This is a genomic window from Thiomonas sp. (genome assembly GCF_034007205.1).
Taxonomy (GTDB): domain Bacteria; phylum Pseudomonadota; class Gammaproteobacteria; order Burkholderiales; family Burkholderiaceae_C; genus Thiomonas.
Genome location: NZ_JAVERI010000011.1, coordinates 16,191 through 42,222 on the forward strand (window position 1 = coordinate 16,191; position 26,032 = coordinate 42,222).

The 26,032-nt window shown below is 66.4% G+C and carries 20 protein-coding genes; 3 read left to right on the top strand and 17 right to left on the bottom strand.

Annotated elements, in window-relative coordinates:
- The first annotated feature begins 9 nt into the window (after positions 1–9).
- Positions 10–1,503: a deoxyribodipyrimidine photo-lyase gene (locus RBR52_RS10175; RefSeq protein WP_320377091.1), complete on the top strand. Its 1,494-nt coding sequence runs from the start codon at positions 10–12 to the stop codon at positions 1,501–1,503.
- On the opposite strand, the gene RBR52_RS10180 is transcribed toward RBR52_RS10175, so the two are convergent.
- The 6 genes from RBR52_RS10180 to RBR52_RS10205 form a co-directional block, all read right to left on the bottom strand.
- Positions 1,497–7,517: an Hpt domain-containing protein gene (locus RBR52_RS10180; protein WP_320377092.1), complete on the bottom strand. Its 6,021-nt coding sequence runs from the start codon at positions 7,515–7,517 to the stop codon at positions 1,497–1,499. The genes RBR52_RS10175 and RBR52_RS10180 overlap by 7 nt on opposite strands.
- A 61-nt stretch (positions 7,518–7,578) precedes the next feature.
- Entirely contained in the window at positions 7,579–9,789 is a 2,211-nt protein-coding gene (locus RBR52_RS10185; protein ID WP_320377093.1) for a methyl-accepting chemotaxis protein, read from the bottom strand.
- 119 nt (positions 9,790–9,908) lie between these two features.
- A complete protein-coding gene (locus tag RBR52_RS10190) occupies positions 9,909–10,433 on the bottom strand; it encodes a chemotaxis protein CheW (protein WP_320377094.1) in 525 nt (174 codons plus the stop codon).
- 60 nt (positions 10,434–10,493) lie between these two features.
- On the bottom strand, positions 10,494–10,859 hold the full coding sequence (locus RBR52_RS10195) for a response regulator (RefSeq protein ID WP_320377095.1): 366 nt from the start codon (positions 10,857–10,859) through the stop codon (positions 10,494–10,496).
- A 49-nt stretch (positions 10,860–10,908) separates the two neighbouring features.
- Positions 10,909–11,319, bottom strand: a complete 411-nt coding sequence (locus RBR52_RS10200) for a response regulator (RefSeq protein WP_320377096.1) — start codon at positions 11,317–11,319, stop codon at positions 10,909–10,911.
- A gap of 119 nt (positions 11,320–11,438) precedes the next feature.
- Positions 11,439–11,591 (bottom strand): rubredoxin, encoded by a 153-nt coding sequence (locus tag RBR52_RS10205; protein WP_320377206.1) that lies wholly within the window; start codon positions 11,589–11,591, stop codon positions 11,439–11,441.
- A 196-nt stretch (positions 11,592–11,787) separates the two neighbouring features.
- Between RBR52_RS10205 and RBR52_RS10210 the strand changes: the two genes are divergently transcribed.
- Together RBR52_RS10210 and hemL are read left to right on the top strand one after the other, a co-directional pair.
- Entirely contained in the window at positions 11,788–12,651 is an 864-nt protein-coding gene (locus tag RBR52_RS10210) for a hydroxymethylpyrimidine/phosphomethylpyrimidine kinase (protein ID WP_320377097.1), read from the top strand.
- A gap of 54 nt (positions 12,652–12,705) precedes the next feature.
- Complete coding sequence (gene hemL, locus RBR52_RS10215) at positions 12,706–13,992, top strand: glutamate-1-semialdehyde 2,1-aminomutase (protein WP_320377207.1); 1,287 nt, start codon at positions 12,706–12,708, stop codon at positions 13,990–13,992.
- 70 nt (positions 13,993–14,062) lie between these two features.
- Here hemL and mtgA read toward each other — a convergent pair whose 3' ends face one another.
- The 11 genes from mtgA to RBR52_RS10270 all read right to left on the bottom strand — a co-directional run bounded on the left by mtgA (position 14,063) and on the right by RBR52_RS10270 (position 25,919).
- Positions 14,063–14,779: a monofunctional biosynthetic peptidoglycan transglycosylase gene (gene mtgA, locus RBR52_RS10220; protein ID WP_320377098.1), complete on the bottom strand. Its 717-nt coding sequence runs from the start codon at positions 14,777–14,779 to the stop codon at positions 14,063–14,065.
- A gap of 2 nt (positions 14,780–14,781) precedes the next feature.
- On the bottom strand, positions 14,782–15,648 hold the full coding sequence (aroE, locus tag RBR52_RS10225) for a shikimate dehydrogenase (protein ID WP_320377099.1): 867 nt from the start codon (positions 15,646–15,648) through the stop codon (positions 14,782–14,784).
- Positions 15,649–15,662: 14 nt separating this feature from the next.
- Positions 15,663–16,550 carry a TonB family protein gene (locus tag RBR52_RS10230; protein WP_320377100.1) on the bottom strand — a complete coding sequence of 296 codons (888 nt, stop codon included), beginning with the start codon at positions 16,548–16,550 and terminating at the stop codon, positions 15,663–15,665.
- Between the two features lie 32 nt (positions 16,551–16,582).
- On the bottom strand, positions 16,583–18,631 hold the full coding sequence (locus RBR52_RS10235; protein WP_320377101.1) for a ribonuclease catalytic domain-containing protein: 2,049 nt from the start codon (positions 18,629–18,631) through the stop codon (positions 16,583–16,585).
- Positions 18,628–19,368, bottom strand: coding sequence for a 3-oxoacyl-[acyl-carrier-protein] reductase (fabG, locus tag RBR52_RS10240; RefSeq protein WP_320377102.1), 741 nt, complete (start codon positions 19,366–19,368; stop codon positions 18,628–18,630). The genes RBR52_RS10235 and fabG overlap by 4 nt, the downstream gene beginning before the upstream one ends.
- 11 nt (positions 19,369–19,379) lie before the next feature.
- Positions 19,380–20,012: a YqiA/YcfP family alpha/beta fold hydrolase gene (locus RBR52_RS10245; protein ID WP_320377103.1), complete on the bottom strand. Its 633-nt coding sequence runs from the start codon at positions 20,010–20,012 to the stop codon at positions 19,380–19,382.
- A gap of 42 nt (positions 20,013–20,054) precedes the next feature.
- Positions 20,055–20,864 carry an ABC transporter ATP-binding protein gene (locus RBR52_RS10250; protein WP_320377104.1) on the bottom strand — a complete coding sequence of 270 codons (810 nt, stop codon included), beginning with the start codon at positions 20,862–20,864 and terminating at the stop codon, positions 20,055–20,057.
- Positions 20,861–21,589, bottom strand: a complete 729-nt coding sequence (locus tag RBR52_RS10255; RefSeq protein ID WP_320377105.1) for an ABC transporter permease — start codon at positions 21,587–21,589, stop codon at positions 20,861–20,863. Before RBR52_RS10255 ends, RBR52_RS10250 begins: the two co-directional genes overlap by 4 nt.
- A 182-nt stretch (positions 21,590–21,771) precedes the next feature.
- On the bottom strand, positions 21,772–22,752 hold the full coding sequence (locus RBR52_RS10260) for a hypothetical protein (protein ID WP_320377106.1): 981 nt from the start codon (positions 22,750–22,752) through the stop codon (positions 21,772–21,774).
- A gap of 57 nt (positions 22,753–22,809) precedes the next feature.
- Positions 22,810–25,002: a TonB-dependent receptor gene (locus RBR52_RS10265; RefSeq protein ID WP_320377107.1), complete on the bottom strand. Its 2,193-nt coding sequence runs from the start codon at positions 25,000–25,002 to the stop codon at positions 22,810–22,812.
- Between the two features lie 428 nt (positions 25,003–25,430).
- Positions 25,431–25,919: a CBS domain-containing protein gene (locus RBR52_RS10270; RefSeq protein ID WP_320377108.1), complete on the bottom strand. Its 489-nt coding sequence runs from the start codon at positions 25,917–25,919 to the stop codon at positions 25,431–25,433.
- Between the last annotated feature and the right edge of the window lie 113 nt (positions 25,920–26,032).

Below are 26,032 nucleotides of genomic sequence, written 5' to 3' on the forward strand. Positions count from 1 at the left end.
TGGATGCCGATGACCTGCGAAACCTCCTTTTGCTGCGAATCGCCGCGCGCCCGGCGTCTGCCGCTGGGCCTGGTCTGGCTGCGGCGCGATCTGCGGCTGCACGACCACGCAGCGCTCAGCGCCGCGCTGCGCGCCTGCGACCGGGTGGCGCTGGCCTTCGTCTTCGACCGCGACATTCTCGATGCGCTGTTGCAGCGCGGGCTGCAGGCGGATCGGCGGGTGGAGTTCATTCTGGCGGCGGTCGAGGAAATTGACGCCATCTTGCGCGAACGCGGCGCGGCGCTGATCGTGCGCCATGCCAGCGCGCGTGAGGCGATTCCGGCCCTGGCCGCCGCGTTGGGCGCCCAGGCGGTGTTCTGCGGCCGCGATGACGAACCCCAGGCGCGTGAGCGCGATGCCGCTGTCGAGCGCGCATTGCAGCGAGACGGCCGGGCGCTGCACACGGTCAAGGAGCACACGATATTCGAGCGCGACGAGGTACTCACCGCCCAGGGCAAGCCGTATTCGGTATTTACGCCTTATCGCACGGCCTGGCTGGCGCGTTATGCCGCCCAGCCGCAGCATCCTTGGGAGGGTGAACTGAGCGCCGGGCGTCTGGCCTCTTTGCCTGCTGCGCTGCGACATGCACTGCCCACACTCGCTGAGTTGGGTTTTGCGCCGACGAATCTGCGCGAGCTGAAACTGCCGCTGGGCGCGTCGGGCGCGCGGGAGCTGGTGGGCGATTTTCTGCGCCGTATCGATGACTACGACCAAGCGCGCGATTTTCCGGCGCGCAAGGGGCCGAGCTACCTCTCGGTGCACCTGCGCTTCGGCACGGTGTCGGTGCGCGAACTGGCCGCGATGGCGTGGGCGCGGCAGCAAGCGGGCAGTGAAGGGGCGCGGGTCTGGCTGTCGGAACTGGTGTGGCGCGATTTTTATTTCCAGATTCTGTTTCATCATCCGCAGGTGGTGCATGGGGCGTTCAAACCGGTTTACGACCGCATTCAGTGGCGCAATGACCCGGCGCAGTTCGCCGCCTGGTGCGAGGGCCGCACGGGCTATCCGCTGGTGGACGCGGCCATGCGCCAGATCAAGCAGACCGGCTATATGCACAACCGCCTGCGCATGGTGGTGGCGAGCTTTCTGACCAAAGACCTGGGCATCGACTGGCGCTGGGGCGAACGCTACTTTGCCGACCATCTCAACGATTTCGATCTGGCGGCCAACAATGGTGGCTGGCAATGGGCCGCCAGCAGTGGCTGCGACGCCCAACCGTATTTCCGCATTTTCAACCCGGTGGCACAAAGCGAAAAGTTTGATGCCAGAGGCGATTTCATCCGCCGCTACCTGCCGGAGCTTGCGCAGCTTTCTTCCAAGGACATTCACGCGCCGTGGAAGGCGCCGACGGCGCTGCTGCAGGCGGCAGGGGTACGTCTGGGAGAAAACTACCCCGCGCCGATCGTGCGACACGATTTGGCGCGGGCTGAAACGCTCGAGCGCTATTCGGTGATGAAGGCTCAGTGATCCGCTGCGGACTGGGTAAAGGTGCGGATGAGTTCGAGCAGCTCGGTCTCGGAATAGGGCTTGCCGAGATAGTGATCCACCCCGAGCTGCGCTGCGTAATTGCGGTGCTTGTCGGCGATGCGCGAGGTGATCATGATGATGGGCAGCTTCTGCAGCCGCGAATCGGCGCGGAGGTTGCGCGTGAGGTCGAAGCCGTCCATGCGCGGCATTTCGATGTCGAGCAGGATGACGTCGGGCAGGGTGCTGGTCTGCTGCAGTTGCTCCAGGGCGTCCAGGCCGTCCTTGGCGAGCTGCACCAGATAACCGTTGCGCTGCAGGAAGCGCTGCGTGACGCGGCGCACGGTGATGGAGTCGTCGACCACCATGACCAGCGGACTGCCGCTCCTGGCGGCCTGTGCCACGTCGCCGCCGCTCGCCGCTTCCGCGCTGGCGATCAGCGGCTCGGCAGGCGCAGCCTGCGCTTCGTCGTGGGGCGCAGGAGCGAGCTGCGCGGCCTGCATGCGGGCGTGTGCATCGTCTCCATAGATGGCAGCCAGCGCCACCGGGTTGTAGATTAGCGCGGGCTCGCCGTCGGGCAGCACGGAAATGCCGGCCAGGCCGGGCACGCGCGCGAGCTGGGGCCCCAGGTTTTTCACCACCACTTCGCGGCTGCCCAGGACTTCATCGACCTGGATGGCCACGCGCTGCGTGGCGCTGCGGATCACCACCACCGGCACGCTTTTGCCGAAGGGTTCGCTGCTGGCGCCAGACTGCCCGAGCAGCGCGTCCAGCCAGTAGAACGGCAGGGTGCTGTCGGCATACTCGATGCTCTGGGCGCGCGCGGCGCTGGCGATCTGCTCGGGTTTGAAGCGCAGCACGATGTCCACCAGATTGGCGGGCACGGCATACACCGCGGCGCCGATGCGCAGCAGCACCACGTGTGTGATGGCCGTGGTCAGCGGCAGCAGCAGGGTGAAGCGCGTGCCCGCGCCGGGCTGACTGTCGAGCAGCACGCGGCCGCCCAGGGCGCTGACTTCGGTGCGCACCACGTCGAGACCGACGCCGCGGCCGGCCACCGCCGTGGTGCTCTCGGCGCTGCTGAAGTGGGGGCGGAACACCAGTTGGGCGAGTTCGTCGTCGGAGAGCGCCTGCTCGGGGGTGACGAGGCCGAGCCGTTCGGCCTTGGCGCGGATGGCGGCGTAGTTCAGCCCCTGGCCATCGTCGGCCAGGGTGATGACGACTTCGTTGCCTTCCTGCCGCAGGCTCAGGGTGATCGTGCCGACTTCGGGCTTGCCCGCCGCGCGCCGTTCCTCCGGGGTTTCGATGCCGTGTGCCACGGCGTTGCGCAGCAGATGGTCGAAGCTGCCGGAAACCCGTTCGAGCACCCCGCGATCGAGTTCGATGGTGCCGCCCACGATTTCCAGCCGCACTGCCTTGTTCAGGTCTTTGGCAGCCTGGCGCACGGTGCGGTAGAGGCGCTCGGACAGGCTGTCGAACTCGACCATGCGGGTGCGCAGCAGGTCGCGCTGCAGCTCGCGGGTCTGGCGGGCCTGGCGGGTCATGTCGTCGTCGACTTCGCGCAGCAGGCGGCCGAGCGTGCCCTGCACCATGGCGATGTCGTTGACCGACTCGGCCATCATGCGGGTGAGTTCCTGTGTGCGGGTGAAGCGGTCGAATTCCAGCGGGTCGAAGTCGCGGTTTTCGTCGCGCGCGGCCTGGACCTGCGCGCTCATCTGCGCCTCGGCCTGGATTTCGATTTCGCGCACCTGCTGGCGCAGGCGCTCGAGGTTGTCGCTCAGATCGGCGACCGAGCCGCGGATGGCGCCGAACTCGTTTTCCAGCCGGGCGCGGGAAATGGTGATTTCACCTGCCTGATTGACCAGACGGTCGAGCAGGCCGGCCCGAACCCGCACGGGCTGGGCGGCGATGCGCGGCGTGAGGGTGCGGGTTGCCGGGGCCGTGACCTGGGGTGCGGCGAAGACGGGCGCGGCCGTGACCGTCTCGGCGCCGGCTTGCGGCTGGGCCGGGGGCGCGGTATCGGGCTCGGGGGCCGGGATGAAAACCTCGGACAGGGCCGCCGCAGGCAGGTCGGCCAATTGGCTCTCGCCGCGCTGCGCCGCGGCGCATAGCCGGTCGAAGCGGGAATTGAGATGGTCGAAGCGGTTCAGCAGTTCGGCCAGGTCGGCCTCGCCGACGGGGGCGTTGGCGGTCAGGGCGTCGATGTCGGATTCGAGGCGGTGCGCCAATTCGCCGAGCTGCATGGCGCCGGCCATGCGTGCACTGCCCTTGAGGGTGTGCAAGGACCGCATCGCCTGCGCCGCAGGTGCGGTGTCGGCAGGATGCTGCTCCCACTGGCGCAGGCTGGCGGCCAGGGTGGGCAGCAGTTCATTGGCTTCTTCCTCGAAAATCGGAAACAGGTCGGGGTCGATGGCATCGACGAGCTGATCGGCGGGTGCGGAAAACGGCGCTGCGCCCGTCTGTGGCGGCGGGGTGGGTTCCGGTGGCGCAAGCGGCTCGGGGGCTGGTGGCTCGGGGGCTGGCGCTTGCGGTTCCGAAGCCGCAGCCCAGGAAGGCTCGTGGGCAGCCGGCGTGAACTCTGGCGCGGCAGTTTGGGCTGTTTGTTCAGTCTGGACAGGTGCTTCGGCGCTGGGCGTCTGCGCGGCTTCCTGCAGGGCTTCGAGCCGGGCGAGCAGTTCGGGCTGTACGGGTTTGAGGAAGCCTGCGGCAAACTGGTGCAGCAGTTGTTTGATGTCGTTGCAGGCCTGCGCCAGGGCATCGAGGTCGGCGGGAGGTGCGGCGCCTGCGGGCAGGTCGCGCAGGGCGTCGAGCGCATGCTCGGTGTGGCTGGCCAGATCGGCCACGCTGCGCAGGCCGACGGTGGCGGAGCTGCCCGCGAGCTTGTGTGCCGAGATGATGGCCACTTCATCCGGGGGCTGGGCCGGGTCGGCCAGCCAGTCGTGGATGGCGCCGTGCAGTTGGCGCGAGAGCTCGTCGGCCTCGGCCAGGTAGATGTTGTAGAGCGGGGTGGGGATGCGCAGATCGCCGATCTGGCGGTAACCGCGGTCGCCCTCGTCTGCCGGCGGCGCGGCGCTGACGCTGGTATCGGCCGGGGTGATCTGCTGGGCCGAGACGGCGGCCTCGAACGCGGCCATGTCGGCTTCTTCGACCAGGGGCATCTCGACCTGGGGCATCTCGACCGGAGGCGTTGGCTCGGGCGCCGGAGCGGGTTGCGGCAGTTCGAGGTCGATGCCTTCGAACAGGGCATTGAAGTCGGTGGGTTCGTGCGCCTCGATCAAAACTTCGGGCGCCTCGATGCCGCTGGGTGACTCCAGCGGCACGGCGGCCGTTGCGGCAGAAAAAGCCGGCTCTTCCAGAGCGTCTTGCAGGACGGGCAGCGCTTCGGCTTGGGTTTCGGCCGCCGATGGCTCGGCAGCGAAGACCTGTTGAGCGGCGGCTTCGGGCGCGGGCTCGGCAGGCGCCGGTTCGATCTGGGGGGGCTCGGTCTGGATGGGTTGCTGCGGCGCGGCGGATTCTCCGGCGGCGTAGGCCTCGGCGGCGCGGCGCAGCGGTTCGCTGCCGAAGGCCTCGGCCTGACCCTGCTGGATCGCCGCCGTCCAGGCGCCGAGCTGGCCGAGGGCGTATTCAGCCAGGGTGAGCAATGCCGGCGTGGCCCGGTGTTGGTCGGCGATCTGCCGGTTGAACACTTGTTCGAGCGCCCAGGCGGCTTCGCCATAGTCGCGCAGGCCGACCATGCGCGAGCTGCCCTTGAGGGTGTGAAAGGCGCGGCGCAGGCTGATGAGCGCGTCTTCATCGTCGTGATGGGCGCGCAGCCGTTGCAGCAGTTCCTGGCCGTTGCCGATGACTTCCCGGGCTTCTTCCAGAAAGATGTCGATCAGTTCGTTTTCGGCGCCTTCTTCCGGCTCTGTGGACGGGGGGATGGGTTCGCTGGCGGCGGCAGTTTCGGCGGGTGCCGCAGGAGTCTGCTGCGCTGGCGCGCTGGCCATCTCCGGGGGCATGGGGGCGGCGATCGGTGCGATGGACGGTGCGGCCGATGGTGCGGCAACGGCCTCGCCCGGCGCGCTCAATAGTTGCGCAGGCAGATCGGGCACCCCAGCCAGGGCGGCCTCGGCGCGCAACTGGGCCAGACGCTGCTCGGTCTGTTCGGGGGGCAGACCCTGCGCGATGTCGTCCTTGAGTTGCTGCGCCGCTTGCTCGACATCCTGCTGCAGGCTGGGCGGGGCGGTGCGCCGGGTGGAAGCAACGACGGCGCGCAGCTCTTTTTTGTCGTCGTCGAACACGAACAGCGTCTTGGCCAGCTCGGGCTGGTAGGACAGCATGTCCACCAGGAAGCCGAGCACGCCGATATTGCTGGCCAGGGCATCGAAGCGCTGGCTGTCGGTCGCCGCATCTTCGGCCATGAGACGGTCGATTTCCGTGCGCAGATGGCTCAGTGCCTGGCTGGCCACGTCGACTCCGAGCACGGAAAAGACGCCGCGCATCTGCGACAGCAGGTGCGGCACCTGCGCCAGATCGGGCTTGTGCGAGGGATCGCGGAAATAGGCGTCGAGCAATTTCTCGACGGTGTTCATGTCGGCGCGCAGTTCCTGTACCACGCTGCCCAGGGTCTGCGACTCGGAGGCCTGGCGGAACAGGTTTTCCATCCAGTCGGCCAGCGGGTCGGGAGTTTCGCCCCTGGTGCTCTGGTCGAGGCGGCGCGCGAGAATCTGTGCGCGTTCGAGAAATCGCTGCTCTTCGGGACGGAAATGGGCGAAAGTGATTTCGAGAAACAGGATGGCGGTGGCCACATCGAGCGCGCGCTCGGGAGTGAGAAAGTCGCTGTGCGCGCTGATTTTTCTGAACAGGGCGGCGAGCGAGCGCGGCAGCGCTTCGCTGCCGGGCGTGAGCGCGCGCAGGGGTTGCTCCAGCGCCTGGGTGAGCTCGACCAGACGGGCCATGCGTGTGGGATCGAGGTGGCTCTGCACATGACCGGCCAGCGCGCCCCAGGCGTCGCGCAGGATCTGCACGCGCTTGCGCACCTGTTGCACCAGGGCGGGGTCGATCAGGCCGAAGTGACTCTGACGGTAGTCGGCAAATGGCGCAGCGGCGAGGTGCAGGCGGTCGTCGAGGGCACGCAGCATCGGCAGGGACCGTGCCGAAGCGTCGCCTTCATGCAGCGCCTGGGCGCAGAAGAAGATCAGATCGTGGCCGAGTCGCTGCGGAGCTGGGCTTTGCCCCTGCAACTGGTTGCGCAGTTGCAGGTTCAGGCGGCCCAGCAGTCGCTTGATGTCCAGATCGGGGGCGAGCAGGCCGTGGCCGATGGCCTCGAACAGGCCGCGCGACAGCCACCACAGGCTGGCGGTCGGGCCAGCGCTGTTCTCCTGCGCGCGCCGGGCCACCGCATCGAGGGACTGCATCGCCTGCGACGTTTGTTGCCCGCGCAGGACGTGCAGCAAGGCCATTTCGAACTGCGCCCGGTCTTCGGGCGTGAGGGGGCGAGGGGGGGAAGCGGTGCCTTGGCCTGTGGGGGGGGCTTCGGGCCAGGTCCAGTCGTAGTCCCACAGGTCGGCCGGATGGATGCGTTCGGCCTGCGCCAGTTCCATCAGGTCGCGGTACTGGGGATACAGCTTGAGCGCCGGTTCGTTCTTTCCGGCGCGGTGGGCTTCGAGGAAATCGATCAGGGCGTTGAAACCCGCATCGAAGCGCTGCAGTGCGGCGTGGTCGAGTTTTTCCGGTTGGTCGATCAATCGGTCCAGCGCGTTCTCGGCTGCCTGCATCAGTTTGGCTGCGCCGAAGAATCCCAGCAGTTCGATGGCGCCTGCCGCCTGGTGCACCTGGGTGCGGGCAGAGCGCAGGCCGGTTTTTTCGGCCTGGGCCGATCCGAGCACGCCGTCGTCCTGCTGTTGCGCGGCGCGCTTGAGCGCGGTGCGGGCGGATTGCAGGTTGTCGCTGATCTGATCGAGCAGCCAGGCCAGAGGCCCCATGTCCGTCTCAGGGGCGGATGCCACGGCGAGGTTCGAAGCTAAGACTGTGTTCATGCCGGAAAACGCGAGGAACGGGCGTGGGTGGGGACGCTGGGATGTGAATGCGGCGGATCGGTCAGTTGATCTTGAACCGGGAGACGGACTGGCGCAGATCGTCGGCCACACGCGCGAGTTCGCGCACCAGCGAGGCGGTGGAGCGGGTGCCTTCGGAGGTCTGCTCGGTCACGGTGAAAATGGTCTGGATGTTTTCGGCCACTTCGTTGGCCGAGCTGGCCTCGATCTGGGTTTGCTGCGCAATCTGGGTGATGAGGTCGGCGAGCTGGCGCGACACCTGGTCGATCTGCGCGAGCGCGCCGCCGGCGTTGTCGGCCAGCTTGGCTCCCTCGACCACGCCCTGCGTGCTTTTTTCCATGGCCGCCACGGCGTCCTGGGTGTCGGTCTGAATGGTGCGCACCAGCGCGGCGATCTGCTTGGCGGATTCGGCCGAGCGTTCGGCCAGGCGCTGCACTTCCTCGGCCACCACCGAGAAACCGCGGCCCGCTTCACCCGCAGACGCGGCCTGAATGGCGGCGTTCAGCGCCAGCACGTTGGTCTGTTCGGTGATGTCGGAAATCAGCTCGGTGATTTCGCCGATTTCCTGCGACGATTCGCCCAGCCGCTTGATGCGCTTGGAGGTTTCCTGAATCTGCTCGCGGATGCTGTTCATGCCGTCGATGGAATTGCGCACTGCGCGCTGGCCCTGTTCGGCGGCCTGCAGCGACTGGTTCGCCACCTGCGCCGATTGCTGCGCCTGCTCCGACACCTGGTTGATGTGCTGCGCCATGCCGAGCACCGACTGGCCGGCCTCACGAATTTTCTGGAGCTGCTCGTCGGCCTGCTGCATCAGACGCTCGGAAGTGGTTTGCGCCTGTGCCGCGCCTTCGATCACCTGGTCTGCGGTCTGCTGCACCTGCCCCACCAGGTTGCGCAGTTCTTCCACCGTGTAGTTCACCGAGTCGGCGATGGCGCCGGTGATGTCTTCGGTCACGGTGGCCTGCTGCGTGAGGTCGCCTTCGGCCACCGTCTGCAGTTCGTTCATCAACCGCAGAATGGCGGCCTGATTCGACTCGTTGGTGCGCCGGGCTTCGAGTTCCTGGCGCTCGGTCTGCCGCCGCTGCAATTCCACCAGGGTGGCGCGCTGGCGCGCGTCGTTGAGCAGGATGTAGATCAGGTCGGTCGCGGCGATGACGGCCAGCAGACCCAGCAGGGTCATGAACAGAACCGCCGACCCGTTCACCCCGGTACGGGCCAGATACAGTTTCTGGAGTTGGCTGAGGTCTTGATACAACAGGCCCGATGCGGTGAGCACTGCGTTCTGCGCCTCGCGCGCCGAGGCCAGGCTGGGCAGATTGGCCAGCAGCTTGCGGGCGGCGGCTTCGGTCTTGGCGTAGGTCTCAATCAGGCCTTGCAGTTGCTGGCGCGCCTGCGGGTCGGTGAGGGCAGTGAGCTGCAGGTCGGCGTTGCCGTTCAACAGTCCCTTGGTCAGATCGTTGAAGGTGCTCAGATCCTTGCCCAGGGTGAACACGGCCTCGGGCCGCACGCCCTGGAAGGAGAGGAAGGCGTTGGCCGATTTGTCGATGCGCTGGGTCAGCATGGTGAGCTGACTCGCGGCGTTGATGTTGGCAGACGGCGCATGCTGCTGCAGCAGCAAGGTCGTGAGCGTCTCGGCGCTGTCGAGCAGGGCATCGGTCTGGCGGTTGATGTCAGCGAGCTGCTGGGCGGTGGTGGTGAGCACGCCCTCCTGCTTGACGAGCAGCTCGGCGTTTTTCACGCTCGTCTGGGCTGCCGGGACGATTTTGTCGAGCATCTCTCGGGCGCCTGCGGGTGCGCCGGTTTGCTGCAGGACGGCGACCTGGTTTTTCAGCGCCTCGGCGCTGGAACGCACGGTGGCGAAAGCGTCCTTGTTGCCCAGCAGCGCCGCATTCATCGCCCGCGCCAGACGCTGCGACTGGGTCAGCGCGGCGCCCGAAGCCTCCAGTTGCCGCGCCGCATCGGAGGTGCCGCGCAGCACCACGACCAGGGTCAGGCCGAGCAGCACCAGCGAGATGATGAGCAACACGCCAAAAAAACGCTGCTGTTGCGCCAGCGGCATGCGGCTGATGACCGGCAGCCGCAGAATCAGCGGGCGGTTGCCCTGGGCCTGATGCAGCGCAGCGGCGGGATCGCTGATGCTGGAATCGATCTGCAGGGTTTCCTGTCCGCCCTGGGCGAGTGCCGTCGGGGCAATTTCGGTGTCACCTTCAGAGGCGCTGTTTTTCTTTCCGAAAAGGGACGAGAGTAAGGACATGACTGCTCCGAAAGACGTGTTTCAAGTGAAGGATGCAAACCGCAGGGATGCAAACCAAGGGACGGTTGACAGAAATGGGGCCATGCGCAGGTGCGACAGCATCGCGGCGCTCGAAAGGTTCAGGTGACGCTCAGGAATTGCTCGTTTTCGGCCAGGACCAGCAGATCGATTTCATGCCAGAGGTTCTGCTCGGCATCGCGGTAAGTCGTCCCCAGCCACGGGTGGGAGCCTTCGCCAGAACCCTGATCCTCGATGCCGAGAACTCTCTGCAATTGCTCAGGACTGCGCAGCCCAACCAGTTGATCGACCAGCAAGGCGACATTGATGTCGAGCGCGGGGGCGAACTGGATCAGCCGCGCCTGCGCGGTCGGCGCGCTGTCGGCTGCGCCCAGGAACCGGCCCAGGTGCACCACGCCGCAGACCTGGCCGCGCAGGCTGGTCAACCCCAGAAACCAGGGTCGGGCATGGGGCAGCGGGGCGCAGTGCTGCACCGGCGAAATCTCGCCGGAAAACTCCAGAGGCAGCAGCAAACGCCACTGCCCGGCCATCACGGCCAGCCAGCGCGAGGGAGCCTGCCCGCTCTGCGCGGCCGCCAGGCGTTGGGCGAGATGGGTCTGGAATTCGCGCAGCGAAGCTCGGGACATGGCGCAGCCGGTGGCGTGAGGGTCGAGGAAAGGAAAGGTCAGGAGGAATTTCAGCGCAGGTCAGGCGATGCTGCGGATCTTGTCGAGCAGCACGGTGGCGTCGACCGGCTTGATGACGTAGTCGGACGCCCCTTGGCGCATGGCCCAGACCTTGTCGGTTTCGAGCTTCTTGCTGGTGCACATGATGACCGGAATGCCGGCGTAGGCCGGGTCGCGCGTGATCTGCCGGGTGAGCTGAAAGCCATTCTGCCCCGGCATCACCACATCCATCAGAATCAGGTCGGGCTTGGCGGCGGCGAGCAGGGCCAGCGCCTGCTCGCCGTTCTCGGCGGTGTTCACCGAATAGCCGTGCCTGGTCAGCAGATCGGAGAGGAAATACAGCTCGGTCTTGGAATCGTCGACGACGAGGATATTGTGTACGGGCATGGCGGTTCAGGAATGGAAAACGGTCAGGTGCAATGATCGTGCGGGTCGATCAGGTGCCGGTCGCGGCGGCGGGCTGATGGGCATTCAGGTGCCGCTTGACCGCGTCGAGCAACTGGTCTTTGGTGAAGGGTTTGGTCAGGTAGTCCTGCGCGCCGACCATGCGGCCGCGCGCCTTGTCGAACACCCCGTCCTTGCTGGAGAGCATGACCATGGGGATGTGGGAAAACTTGCCGCTGCGCCGGATGATGGCCACGGTCTGGTAACCGTCGAGCCGGGGCATCAGGATGTCGCAGAAGATCAGATCGGGGTTGTGGTCGTTGACCTTGGACAGGGCGTCGAAGCCGTCTTCGGCGAGCAGCACCTCGTAGCCTGCCTGCTTGAGAAAGATTTCGGCGCTGCGGCGGATGGTGTTGCTGTCATCGATGACCAACACTTTGAATGGGCTGGTAGGCGCAACCATGCACATCCTTCGAAAGGAGAGGAAAGGAAAAATACGGTGACTTGCCGTTCCCGATCAAACCGGCACCTTCTTAAAAAATGGCGCCGGCTAGACCGGCACCTTCTCAAAAATGGCGCCGTCTAGACCGGCACCATTTCGAAATCTTCTTTGCGGGCGCCGCACTCGGGGCAGGTCCAGTTCATCGGCACATCGGCCCAGCGCGTACCCGGTGCAATGCCACTTGCCGGATGCCCCTCGGCTTCAAAGTAAATGAAGCCGCAAATCAGGCACATCCAACTGCAATACTCTTGTTTGTCCACAGCGTATCGGGGTAGAGGAGAAGATTCAACGATTCTATGGTGCGCTGTTGCATTTTGACCCACATGGGGAGGACTGCTGCGCGCGATCAAGGCCGGCGGCAGGGTTCGCGTCAAGATCGAGCTCGGTCGGGCTTGCGCCATCCTGAAGCCGCACTACCATGCCAGCATGATGACCGAATCCACAGAATCCCCTCCCGCCGTGATGTTCTTCAACGCCGCCGATCCCAGCGGCAGTGCGGGGCTTGCGGCCGACCTGGCGTCGTGCTCGGCGGTGGGCTGCCATCCCCTGCCTGTCACGACCGCGCTCTGGGTGCGCGACACCGCGGAGATCTTCGACACCATCGAGATCGAGGCCGATGCGGTGGTCGAGCAGGCGCGCGCCGTACTCGAAGACGTCCAAATTTCCGCCTGGAAGGTCGGGTTCCTCGGCAGCGTCGATGTGGTCAATGCCGTGGCCGAACTGTTGGCTGACTACAGCCAGGTGCCGCTCGTCACCTATGCCGGCAATTTCCACGTGCTCGACGAGTCGCAGACCGACGATTACATCAAGGCGATGCAGGATGTCATTCTGCCGCAGACGCGCGTGCTCACCGGCAACCAGAGCGCGCTCACCCAACTGCTGTTGCCCGAATGGGATGCCGAGGCCCCCCCCACGCTCGACGCGCTGATGCTCAAATCGCATCAACTGGGCGTGCAATACCTGCTGGTGACGGGCATCGTGGCCAGCGAAGGCAAGGTGGAGAACGTCTTGATGAGCCCGCGGCGGGTGCTTTTGCGCGAGAGCTTCGATCTGTTCGAGGCCGGGTTCACCGGCGCGGGCGACACCCTGTCGGCGGTGCTCACCGCGATACTCGCCAATGGCGCCAAGCTCGATCAGGCGGTGCACGAGGCCATCGAATACCTCGATCATTGCCTCGATTTCGGCTATCGCCCCGGCATGGGGCAGGTCGTGCCCGACCGCTTCTTCTGGGCCCAGCCCACCGACGAGGAAGACGAGATGCCGGGCGAGCCGGGCTCGCCGACCCTGCAGTGAAATCCAGGGACGTTCGACTGGCGTCAGCGTCCACTGTTCTATTCAAAAATAGGCATCATGACCAATCTGCAACTCTTCGACCGCGCCCAGCGCACCATCCCTGGCGGGGTGAACTCGCCGGTGCGGGCCTTCCGCCAGGTCGGCGGCGTGCCGCGCTTCATCGACCGCGCCGAGGGCGCCTACCTGATCGACGCCGAGGGCACGCGCTACATCGACTACATCGGTTCGTGGGGGCCGATGATTGCCGGGCATGCGCATCCCGAGGTCACCTTGGCCGTCCAGCGCGCCGCGACTCGCTCGCTGAGTTTCGGCGCGCCCACGGCCGACGAAATCGACATGGCCGAAGCCATCTGCCAGCTCATGCCCGCGGTCGAAATGGTGCGCCTGGTGTCCAGCGGCACCGAAGCGGGCATGAGCGCCATCCGCCTGGCGCGCGGCTTCACCGGGCGCGATGCCATCGTCAAGTTCGAGGGCTGCTACCACGGCCACGCCGACAGCTTGCTGGTCAAGGCCGGTTCGGGCCTGCTGACCTTCGGCAATCCCAGCTCCGCCGGCGTGCCGGCCGATCTGGCCCGGCACACGCTGGTGCTGGAGTTCAACAACATCGCCCAGATCGAGGAATTGTTTGCCCGGCAGGGTCACGAGATCGCCTGCGTGATGGTCGAGCCCATCGCCGGCAATATGAACTTCATCCGCGGCACGCAGGCCTGGCACCAGCGTCTGCGCGAGCTTTGCACCGAGCACGGCGCGCTGCTGGTGTGGGATGAGGTGATGACGGGTTTTCGCGTGGCGCTGGGCGGTGCGCAGCAGGTGTACGGCATCCGCCCCGATCTGGTGGTGATGGGCAAGGTGATCGGCGGCGGCATGCCGCTGGCGGCCTTCGGCGGCCGCGCCGATGTGATGCACAAGCTCTCGCCGCTGGGCGCGGTGTATCAGGCTGGCACTCTGTCGGGCAACCCGGTGGCGGTGGCCGCGGGCATGGCGCAACTGCGCCTGATCCGGCAACCCGGCTTTTACGAGCGACTCAGCGCCGCGACGCAGAAACTGATGCAGGGCCTGGAAGCCGCCGCGGCCCGGCATGGCGTGACCTTCCGCACCGACAGCGAAGGCGGCATGTTCGGTTTCTATTTCTCGGCCGAACTGCCGCGCAACTATCCCGACATGGCCCGCGCCGACGTCGAGGTGTTCAAGCGCTTCTTCCACGCCATGCTGGATCGCGGGGTGTATCTGGCGCCGAGCATGTATGAGGCGGGTTTCGTCTCGGCGGCGCACGATGACGGGGTCATCGAGGCTACTCTGCAGGCGGCGGACGGCGCGTTTGCCGAATTGGCCAGGGGCTGACCGGGAAGGCTGCGAAGCTCCCCACCCAACCCTCCCCACAAGTGGGGAGGGAGGTCCATTCGGCACGTTCTCAGCGCGGAATCTGCACCTCCCACTGCCGCGCGGCAATCACGGCGGTGCGCGCGTTCATGTAAGGCGAGTACAGGCGCTTTTGGTAGATGCGCGGCGCGGGCAGCATCACGGCCAGCCGCGCGGCCTGCGCCGGGGTGAGGCGCGCGGCGCTGGTGTGAAAGTAGGTTTGCGCCGCAGCCTGCGCGCCATAGATGCCGTTGCCCCATTCCACACTGTTGAGGTAGATCTCCAGAATGCGGCGCTTGCCCAGTATGCCTTCGAGTATGAAGGTGATGATGAGCTCCTGCCCCTTGCGCAGATAGTCGCGCTCGGGCGAGAGGAACAGGTTCTTGGCGAGCTGCTGGGTGATGGTCGAGCCGCCGACGACCTTGCCGCTGCGCTCGAAGGCGCGGCTGTGGTTGCGATCCCAGGCGTTGCGTATGGCATCCCAGTCCACGCCGTCGTTACTGAGGAAGGTGGCGTCTTCCGAGGCGACGACGGCGCGTTTGAGGTGCGGGCTGATGGCGTCGTAGGGGATCCAGTCGTGCTTCCATTCGACCTTGTCCCCGCTCTTGAGGATGCGCAGTTCGGCGGCGCGCATGAAGGTGGTGCTCGACGGTGGAATGATCTTCCACAGTGCGATGCGCAGGGCGAAATAGGCCTGCAGCACCAGGATGGACAGCACCAGCAGCTTGAGCAGGCGCCGCCACAGCGGCGCGGCGACGCGCGACGACATGGTCAGGACGTTTGCGATGCGGTGAGTTCGGCGCGCAGCGCAGCCAGCACCGGGGCGGTGTCGGGGGCTTCGCCGTGCCACAGGGTGTAGCTCTGCGCGGCCTGTTCCACCAGCATGCCCAGGCCGTCCCAGGCGCTGGCGCCCGCGGCGCGGGCCTGCGCGACGAAAAGCGTGTCTTGCGCCCCATACATCATGTCGTAGGCCCAGCGGCCCGGGCGCAACACGCCCTCGGGCAGGTCGAGCGCTGCGCCCCCCAGGCTGGCGGCAGTGGCGTTGATGACGCCGTCGGCCCAATGTGCGGGCGGCTCGAACACCACTTGCAGATCGGCGCCGTGCTGCGCGGCCAGGGCGCTGTGGCGCGCGGCCAGTGCCTGCGCCTTGTCGGCGCTGCGGTTGCACAGGGCGATGGCGCGTGCACCGGCTTTGAGGAGCGGGCCGAGCACGCCGCTGGCCGCGCCGCCGGCGCCGAGCAGCAGCACGCGCTGGCCCTGCAAGGGGCGGTGCGCATCGGCGCCCAGCACGCGCGCCAGATCGCGCACCAGGCCGATGCCGTCGGTGTTGTCGCCCCACAGCCCGCCTTCGTCCCAGCCCAGGGTGTTCACCGCCTGCGCCAGTTGCGCCGCCGCGCTGCGGCGAGCGCACAGGCGCCAGGCGTCGAATTTGAACGGCACGGTGACATTTGCGCCGCGACCGCCTTCGGCGTGGAAGGCGTCGAGCGCGGCTTCGAAGCCATCCACCGGGGCGAGCCGGGCTTCATAGCGCAGCGCCACGCCGGTCTGCTCGGCGAACAGGGCGTGGATGCGTGGCGAGCGGCTGTGAGCGATGGGGTTGCCGAACACGGCGTAGAGCGGGGGCTGCGTAGAAGTCATGGAAATGTCTGCGGTCAGGGTGTGGCCTGAGCCGGGCTTTGCGGCGCCTGCACCGCGGTTTCCAGACCCTGCGTGCGGGTGAAGCGAAAACGCGAGATCACCACGATCTGATCGGCCTGCCTGAGCATGGCGTCGGTGAAGCGGCCATACGGCTGCGCGGCCTCGACAATGGCGCGCGCCTGGCGGTCGAGCGTGGGGTTGCCCGAGCTTTGCACGATTTCGGTGGAAACCAGCCGGCCGTTGGCGGCGATGGTGATCGACATGATGAGGCTGCCGTACAGCTTTTGGCCGCCGCTTTGCGGAAACTCGCGCGTGCCCAGGGTTTCGATCTTGGTGCGCAGTCTGTCGTAATACAGCGCGTAGGCGGCTACGCGCGTGGACGGGCCGATGTAGCGGCGGCGCGGCCTGGCGTTCTGCTGCTGAATCTGGCGTTCGATGGCGCCGAGCATGTCGAGCAGTTGACGGCGCTTTTGCTCCAGCGCCTGCCGGGTCTGGGGATCGTTTTCCTGCCGCACGGTCTGCGCCAGTTGCACGATCTGCTGCCGCACCTGGGTGAGCAACTGCTGCTGCTTGCGCTCCAGCGCCGAGAGCGTGCGCTGCTGGTTGACCGCCGCGTCGCCGAGCGACACGTCGGCGGTGTAGGGCAGCGGCGTGGTGGCCAGGCCCTTGTCGGCCTTGCCGCCCGCGTCGAGATTGGCCTGCGCGACGGCCTGCGGCTTGGCCGGGGCGTCTGCGGTGCGCTGGTTGACCAGCACGACGTCGAGCGGTGCATTGTCGAACAGGCGGTTGAAGGTCTCGGGCGCGGCAAAGCGCAGGCTCAGCAACGCGGCATGCACCCCGATCGAGGCGATCAGGGCCCATTGCAGGGAGCTGGGAGAGCGCAGGCGTAGGGCGGCGGGCACGGAGAAGGCGGATGAGTCGGGTGGCGGCGATTTTATGAAGCCTGCGGGTCGGAGGATGCGGGTTCTTCGGCTTCGGGCGCGTCAGCGTCCACCGCCACGCTGATGGGTGCGGCCAGTTCCACGGCGTCCTCGTCTTCCTCGTTGGCTTCTGCGCTGGGCTCGACGGCTTGTTGCGGGGTGTCGAGCTGGCCGAGCACGCGGCCGAAGACTTCGAGGGTGATGAGGTCGGTTCCGGTGATCTGCACCCGCACCCGCGTGTTGCGCGGCAGGTCTTGCGCGCCCACGGCGGTGAACACCAGCGGCAGACCGTCCACGCGCACCGCGCCTTCGCGCAGCACGCTGGCCTCGAAGGTGTCCTGCCCCTGCTGGGCCAGGTAGCGCAGCGTCCAGTAGCGTTCCAGCGCCGACTGGTGCGTGGCGTAGGCCTTGTAGGTGTCTTCGAAGGATTCGACGATGGCGAACAGCAGCGGGTCGCGCGGCTTGAACGGCGCCTGCAGCAGCGCGGTCTTGCCCAAGCGCGCGCAGGCGATGAGCTGGCCCTGGTTGAGCAGATCGACATAGCGCCGCAGCGGCGAGGTGCACCAGGCATACTGCGCCACGCCCAGGCCCTGGTGCGGCGCGGGCTTGAGGCCCATGCGGGTGCGCAGATTGGCACCGAAACCGCTCTGGCTGCGGTAGATGCCGGGCATGCCCAGTTCGGCCAGCCAGCCGCCCCAGGTGGCGTTGGCCAGGATCATCAGCTCGGCGACGATGGTGTCCAGCGGCGCGCCGCGGCGGCGCGGCTCGATGCGCACCGTGGCGTTTTCCGCGCCTTGATCCAGGCCGTCGATGCGGAAGGTGTAGTCCACCCCGCCGGCGCGCTCGGGTTTGCCGCGCACCTGTTCGCGTCCGCGCTTGAGTTGCTGCGCGAGAGTCCACAACCACGCGAGTTCCCGCGCATGGGGATAGCCTTGCGCCGCCGGGTCAGCCGCGAGGGCTTCCTCGGTGACCACGGCGTCGAGTTGATCGTGGCGCAGATTGCTGGCCATGCGCACCTGTTCCACGCGGGTTTCGAAGTCGACGGGCTGCAGGTCGCTGCCGACGGTGCAATAGAGCGACAGCGCCGGGCAATCGCGTCCGGCTTGCAGGGTGAAGGCCTGCACCAGGTCGTCGGGCAGCATGGTGATCTTGTCGCCCGGCATGTACACGGTGGACAGGCGGTTGCGCGCGACCTGTTCCCAGGCGGAGTCGCGCGTCAAAGCCAGTGCAGGTGCGGCGATGTGGATACCGAGCCGCACCCGGCCATCGTCCAGCCATTGCAGCGAGAAGGCGTCGTCGATTTCGGTGGTCGCCGAATCGTCGATGCTGAATGCAGGGGCCGCCGCCAGCGGCAATGCCTCGTCGAAAGCCGGCATCGGCAGCGCCGGAAACGCCGTGCCCTTGGGAAAGCGTTCCAGCAAAAAACGCTGCATGTGGAAGGTCCACGGCGAGGCGATGGCCCCGGCGTCGCGCAGCAGGGTGAGCGCGCCGTGGCCGGTGTGTTTCACCGCCAGCGCCACGGCCTTGTATTCCGGGCTGTTCTTGTCGGGCCTGAACAGGATTTGATAGAGCTTTTCCGCGATGGGCTGCGGGCAGCGGCCTGCGGCCAGCTCGGCGGCGAAGGACTCGATCTGGCGCAGTTGCTCCTCCTTGCGGGCGATGGCCGCCAGCGCCGCCTGCACCTGCACGGCGGGCGCCTTGCGGAACTGGCCGCCGCGCCCGCGGCGCTGGAAGTAGTGCGGCGCGCCGAACAGCCGCAGCAGGATGGCCGCGCGCTGGCCGCCGTCTGGCGTGCCGCCGTAGTAGTCGGCGGCGACCTGATCGAAATGGAATTCGTCTTCCGGGGCGAATTCCCACAGCAGATCGAGGTCGATCTCGTCCTGCTGCGCCTGCGCCCAGGCCATCAGCTCGGCGGGCGCGGGCTTGTCGAAACGCACCAGCGCCTGCGCTGTTTTGATCTTCTGCCGTTTGCCCGAATCGAGCTCGACCTGCAGACTGGACTCGGCCTCGCTCATGATGCGACCGGCGTGGAATTTGCCGGCGTCTTCGAACAAAACATTCATAGAGTCATGCCGCCGTCGACCTCGATGACCGCGCCGCTGATATAGCTGGCTTCGCTGCTGGCGAGAAAGGCGTAGACGCTGGCGATTTCTTCGGCCTGCCCCAAACGGCGCAGCGGCACGCGCTCGGCCATTTGTGCCATCACCTTGTCGGGAATGGTGGCGAGCATGGGCGTCTGGATGAAGCCGGGCGCCACTGCATTCACCCGCACGCCCTTGGGTCCGAGTTCGCGCGCCCAGGTCTTGGTCATGGCGATGATGCCGGCCTTGGTCGCGGCGTAATTGGTCTGGCCGAAGTTGCCATACAGCGCGACCACGCTGGAGGCGCTGAGAATGGCGCCGCTGCCGCGCTCGATCATGTGCGGCGCGACGATCTGGGTGCAGCGGAACACCGCGCGCAGGTTGACGTCGATCACGGCGTCGAACTGCTCGTCGGTCATTTTCACCAGCCGCGCGTCGCGGGTGATGCCGGCGTTGTTGACCAGGGTGTCGATTTTCCCGAACTCGGCGAGGGCGCCGTCGACCAATGCGGTGAACGCGGCACGGTCGGAGACATCGAGCGCCTGCGCCAGCACCGGCGTGCCCGCGGCGCGCAGCGCGTCGGCCACGGGGTTCAGCGTGTCGGGGTTGCGGTCGCACAGCACCAGGCTGGCGCCTTCGGCGGCGAATTTGTGCGCCGTGGCCAAGCCGATGCCTTGCGCCGCGCCGGTGATCAGGGCGATGTTTCCTTGAAGTCGCATGATGAGTTTCCTTAAAGTTCAGTTGAAGCGGGGTTGAGGCACCACCGCAAGACCGGGTCGAGGTGTCGTTCGGCGTAATCGGACAGCGCATGATCGCCGCCGGGCAGGATGTCGCACTTTGCGCCGCGGTAGCGTGCGGCCATTTCGCGCCAGTCCAGCACCTCGTCGCCCTGCGCAATGATGACGTAGTAACGTTGCGGCTCGGCGACAGGCGCGCGCAGATCGCCGACCTCCAGCGCGCGGAGTTCGTCCACGTGCGCGGCGGTGAAGTTGAATTGCAGCGTCGGGTCGTGCCAGGCGGTGAGGCTGCCGATCTGACCGCGCAGATCGCGGGCAGGATCGACTGCGGGGTTGAGCAGCGCCGCGCGGGCCTGCAGGGTGTGCGCCAGCCAGGTGGCGTAGAAGCCGCCGAGCGAACTGCCGATGAGACTGAGGTTTTCTCCGCACGTGTCACCCAGCAAGTTGCGGCACAGCGTCATGGCGTCGCGCGGCGAGGGCGGAAGCTGCGGGCAGAGCCAGCGGATGGGCGGCTCCCCTTGCGCTACCCGCTGTGCATTGATTCTCTGCACGCGCTGCGCCGTGGCGCGCGCCTTGGCGGATTGCGGTGACGAGCGAAAGCCGTGGAGATAGAGCAGGGTGGGCATGAGAGCGCAGTCAGCGCGGTGCAAGCGCGCCGCCCCCGAATGCTACCCTGCTGCCCCGCTGCTGCCGTTGTCGGCGCAGCGCGGTTGGATCGAGGCATGTGCCGGCGATCCGCCGATGTGTTCGAGGATTTGCTGCTCGAAGTCCAGCAGGGTGCGGCGATGCCGGCCCGGGCCGACCGGCCTGGACAGAATGCCGGCAATCCGTCCGGGGCGGCCGCGAAGCACGATCACGCGGTCGCACAGCAGGGCGATGTCGCGCACGTCGTGGCTGACGAACAGCGTGGTCAGATTGCGCTGCCGCGTGCGCTGCATCATCACCTCCAGCAAGGCCGTGCGCGTGAAGGTGTCCAGGCTGGCGAAGGGCTCGTCCATGAGCAGCATATCGGGATCGATGGCCAGCGCCCGGGCGATGCCCACGCGCTGCGCCATGCCGCCGGAGAGCTTGGCCGGATGGAGATCGCGGGCATGCGCGAGGTCGACCTCGGCGAGCGCCGCCTGCGCGCGCGCCGCAGCCTGATCTTCCGGCAGGACGAGCCTGACGTTGTCGAGCGCGGTCAGCCAGGGCAGCAGACGGGGCTCCTGGAACACCATGCCGAGTCGATGGAAATTCCGCGTGATGCGTCCCGTTGTGGCTTCGGCCAGCCCGGCCACCAGCCGCAGCAGGGTGGATTTGCCGCAGCCGCTCTGCCCCGTGATGCCCAGGATTTCGCCGCGGCGCACTGCGAAGCTCAGGTCGGAAACGCCGCCGCCCTGAGCGAAGATCAGGCTGACGTGATCGAAGCGCAGTGCTGTCTGGATGTCGCCGGAGTCTGGCAGGGCTGCGTTTTCTGCAGAGGCTTCAGGGGAGGTCATGTTCTGGCATGGTGCAGTCTGGACAGTATCCACAGGCGCACCGGGTGGATCAGCGCGTATTCGATCACGAGTCCGAGCAGCACGATCCACAGGATGCTGGCGTAGACCTGTGTGATTTCGCCGTAAAGATAGCTTCCCCAGAGATAGGGCCCCAGTCCGGAGGAACTCGAAAACGCCTCGGCCATGATGACCCCGCGCCACGCCACCGACAGCGTGCCGGAGGCGGCGCCGGCCAGGGTGAGCGCCAGCGATGGCAGGATGATCTTCTGCATGCGCTTGCGCGCGCCGAGATGGTATACCCGGGCCATGTCGAGCAGGTCGTTGTCGATTTGCTGCAGGGCATGCAGGGTGGCGATGAAAATCAGCGGCAGCGCCATGCTGACGCCGACCAGGATCGACGGCCCCTGCCCCAGACCCAGCCACAGAATGGCCAGGACCAGCCAGGCGATGGTCGGCGCCGATTCGACCGTCACCATCAGCGGGTGAAGCAGGTCGGCGAGCAGCCGCAGGCGAAACGCGGCCAGCCCGATCAGCAGCCCGCCAACCACGGCCAGAACAAAGCTGATCAGCACATTGCTGAGCGTGATGAGCGAATCACGCCAGAGCTGCCCGTCGCTCATGCCGGTCTGCATTGCCTTGAGGGTGTCCCACAGCGGCGGCAGCACGCCCGGGGACATCGTCTGCGCCGCCCATTGCCACAGGCCGAGCAGGATCAGCACGGTCACGAAGGGGGCGGCCAGGCGCCAGGTTCTCTCAAGGAAACGCCGTGACGCCCCAAGTTTCCTCGACCCCAACGGGGGACGGGTGGGCGAGCCGGCCCTGGAGACACACACTGGACTACCCTCCTCGCTGCGCTCGACTCCCCGAGGAAGTCGAGCGCCCCCTTCGGGCGGCCGTGCGGAGGCGCTCATGGCGTGATGAACAGCGCAGGCGGCATGGCGATGCCGAAAACGTCCTTGAGATAGCGCTCGACCACAGGTCTGGCCGTGGCGGCGTCATCCATGCGCCAGACGACGCGATGCGCCTGGAGCATGTTCTCGAAAGCCTGCGGTGGAACGGGCTGGCGGAAAAAATCGGCATAGCCCTTTGCCGCGATGCGCGCCGCCTCTGCCTGATTGCGCGGATCGTTGGCCCACTGCGCCGCGCGCTGCAAAGCGGCGACGAAACGCTCGCGTGCGGCGGCAGGCAGGCTGTTGCCGATCTGCCAGAGCGCGCCCAGCGGGATTTCAGTGCCCAGAGTCTGCGTCGGATCGAGCGCCACGGCCCAGCGCACGGGCCAGTTTTCCTGTTGCTGGCGCAGCAGAACCTGGCTGACCATCGGCTCGGCAGCGGCAAACCCGGCAGGCGCCCTGGACGGATCGCGCAGCAGATTCATCAGCACGGTGCCCGATCCTGCGGCAATGAAATCGGCTTTGACGCCGATTTTCTGCAAGGCCTTTTGCGTGACGATCTGCGGCGGCGTGGACAGGCCGGGGCTGACCGCGACCGTCTTGCCCTGCAAGGCGGAAAGGGCTGTTGCGCGACCCTCGGCGTCAACCGGCGTGAGCAGGTAGATGCCCCGCCACACCCAGGGGCTGACGAGATGGACATTGCGCATGCCGCCCTGGACGAAACGCACGCCGCCGACCAGATTGAACAGCGCGTAATCCATATCCCCGGAGGCGATCATGGCGCGCATGGCCGATGGATCGCCCGATGGGTTGGCCTTGAGCTCCAGCTTGTCCTGGGGCAGCCACTCCTTTTGCTTGGCCTGCAGCACGAACACCGGCAGCGCATTCGGATCGGGCGGAAAGGAAAGCCGTATGGTTTGCGCGCGCAAAGGCGCGCATGCGAGGAAAAACAGGCCGGCCAGGGCGGCAAGCCATCGGGTGGGAAGTGAGGGTCGCATGATGTGGGTGAGAGAGTGAATGATAGGTGTATGGCCGCGACGTGATGGGCGGCCGCGTCAGAAGTAATGCCGGATGCCGACGAAACCGTAGATGCCGACCGTCGAGCCGAGGATGGGGTCGACCGTGGCGTCGAACAGGTTGTCGATTCCGGCGAACAACTCGGTGTTGCGCAGCGCGGCGGGTTGCCAGTTCGCCCGCAGGTTGACCAGGGTGTAGCCGCCGGCCGTCGCCGGGCGCAGCGCGCCGGGCGTGGCGGTGCTGACGTAGTACTGGTCGCCGGTGTGCTGCACCGCGACGTTCAGGCGCAGCGCGGGCCGGGGTTTCCATTCCAGTTCCAGGGCATAGAGCTGGCGCGGAGTGAATTCCAGGCGCTTGCCGCTGGTGGTGTCCTTGGCGTCGAGCAGCGTGGCCGCGGCGCTCAGTTTGAGCGCCGCGCTCAGGCGATAGCCGCCGCGAAGCTCCAGCCCCTGGATGCGCGCCCTGGCGATGTTGCGATAGGTGCGGTAAGAGGCGCCTGCCGATGTGACGGCGACAGCACCGATGCGGTCGCGTACCTCGTTGTGGAAGGCCGCAAGGTCGTAGTGCCAGCGCGATGCGCTGCCGCCGAGTCCGATCTCGAAGTTGTCGCTGGTCTCCGGCTTCAGGGCGTAGGCGGTCTTGCCCACGGCGGGGTTGACCACGTCGGAGCCGAGCATCAGGCCCTGAGGGGTGATGCGGTTGATGAACAGCTCGTGTATGCCGGGCGTGCGGTAGCCCTGCGCATAATTCACGCGCAGCCTCGCTGCGGGATGGAAGGTGTATTGCAGTCCGACGTTGGCGCTGGTGTGGCGGTCGCTGTTGCTGGCCTTTTCCTGCCGCAGCGCGGCCACCGCATTCATCGCTTCGCTGAGGGTCCATTGATCCTGGATGTAAAACGCGCTCACGTCGTATTGGCGTTCCTCGACGATGCCCTGCGGATTGAAGAACGGGGCGGTGCGTTTTTCTTCCCGATGCTCGGCGCCGAACAGCAGGGCGTGCGCGGCGTTGGGCGTCCATAGGGCATTGAGGTCGTGGCTGAGGATGTGCACCTTGCCGGTTCCATTCAGCGGCGCTGCGCTGGCCTGGGAGGCATAGCCGTACTCGCGCCAGCCGGGGACGTCGATGGCTTCGGTCTTGTCGTAGCGCGAGGCATAGCTGCGCCAGTTGAATTTGAGCGTGTCGGTGGCCTGCCAGCGGGCGCGCAGCGCCAGATCGATGCGATCGTTGTCCATGGATTGGTGTATGGGCACGGCGAACACGGGTACGCGGCCCTGGCCGTCGGGTTTGAGATACTGGGTCTGCTGGCTGGGGCTGATGTAGTTGCCATCCCGCCTTTCGTGCATCAGCATGGCGTCAGCAGCCAGTTCCAGCGCCGGGGTGAAGTCGTGGAAAACCGTCCCTCCGAGCGTGACGACCTCCGAAGGCTCGCGGTAGGTGACATCGATGGGATAGGAGTCCGGGATGCGTTGCCCTATGGGTATGGAGCCTGCGGCGCACTGCGGGCTGGTGCGCAGGCAGGTGGTGTTGTTCGGGCGCAGGCCCAGATCGGAGCGGGAAGGGGCCACCGGTCCGCCCTGCGCCCCTTTGGGCACCAGGGTCTGCGTGCGCCGCGCCTCGGTGTAGGGCCGGGTCTTGATCGCACTCAGGTAGGCGCTGAATCCGGTTGCGCCTGTTTTGCCGCGGACATCGCCATCGAACTGCCAGCGCGCGCCTTCGCCCTGCGGGTTCGCCCCTGCGCTGGTGGCGACCGATCCTTCGATGCCTTCGGTGGGGCGCTTGGTGATGATGTTGACGATGCCGCCCAGCGCATCCGAACCATAGAGCGCGCCCATCGGCCCCTTGACGATTTCGATGCGTTCGATGCTTGCGGCAGGAAGACGGTCGAGCTCGTATTTCATCCCCGAGTCAGCGGCCACCCGCCTGCCATCGATGAGCAGCAGCGTGCCCTGGCTGCCCATGCCGCGGATGGACATCTCCCCGCGCCCCGGATTGGTGAATACGCCGGGCGAGTTCTGAAAAATGTCGCGCAGCGTGACCGCACCCATGCGCGTGATCTGCGTTTCGGTGATGACCTCGGTCGAGGAGGTGAGCCTGTCGATTGGCGTCTCGGTCTTGGTGCTCGATGTGACGGTGATCGGGGCGAGCTGGGCGGGTTCCTTGGCGTCTTCGGCCAGGACCATGCCGGATTGCAGGCCGAGCGCAAGAAGGGCGAGGGGGCGAGAGAGGGTCATGAGAGGAGCTTTGCATGAGTCTGTAACGTCATGCAATCTAGCATACGAAAAGAAATAGGAATTGTTCGCAATAGCGAATATTGCGAATGCGCAATACTTGGGATACGCCTGACTTGGCAGTGCCCGCCCCCTGCCGGGTTTCATGCCAACTGGAACTTCAAGGCGCGTTTGTGCGCCAAGGCGGTGTTGCCGATTCGCGCAATGACAGCGGATTTCGCCGCGACTAGGAGCCTGTCGGGCTTGAAGAATCGAAGCGAAAATTCGGCTGGCCGAGACCGATTTTGCCGGGCAATAGTCGTTCTATTGCCCAAAAAAAGCGGCGAAATATGGGACGGCCAGGCGGATTTGCAGCCGACGTTCCTCAAGTCCGACAGGCTCCTGGCGCCCTGCATCTCGCCGTGACAGGCGGGCGCCGTCAAGCAGCGCTCTCAGCCCCGTGCGGAGGCCGAGGCGCGTGCGGCTTGCGCGTCGGCCTGGTCCACGTCTTCCGGCCAGTCGCGGATATAGGCCTTGAGCATCTGGTTCTCGAAGTCCTGCTCGCGCACCACGGCCTGCGCCACGTCGTGAAACGAAATCACCCCCAGCAAGGAGTCGTCCTGCATCACCGGGATGTAGCGCACCCCGGCTTCGAGCATGGTGCGGCGCAGGGTGTCCAGCGTGGTTTCGGGGCCGCAGACTTCATAGTGCGTGTCCATGTGTTCGGCCACCGTATTCTTGCCCAGCACGCCGCCGCCCTCGGCCACTGCCGCCATGATTTCCGAGAAGGTCAGCATGCCGACGAGTTTGCCCTGTTCCATGACCACCAGCGAGCCGATGTCGTGCTGCGCCATGGTCTGCACCGCCTGCAGCAGGCTGGCCTGCGGCGGCACGGTGAACAGCACATGGCCCTTGATACGCAGAATATCGCTGACTTTCATGGCGCTCTCCTCGGTGTTTTCAGTTAGTGAAATATAGTCAGTCCATTGCGCGCAGGCCAGAGATCATTCCCTCGGGTTTTGCGTGGATGCAGTCTTTTTTCTACGGAAAAGCG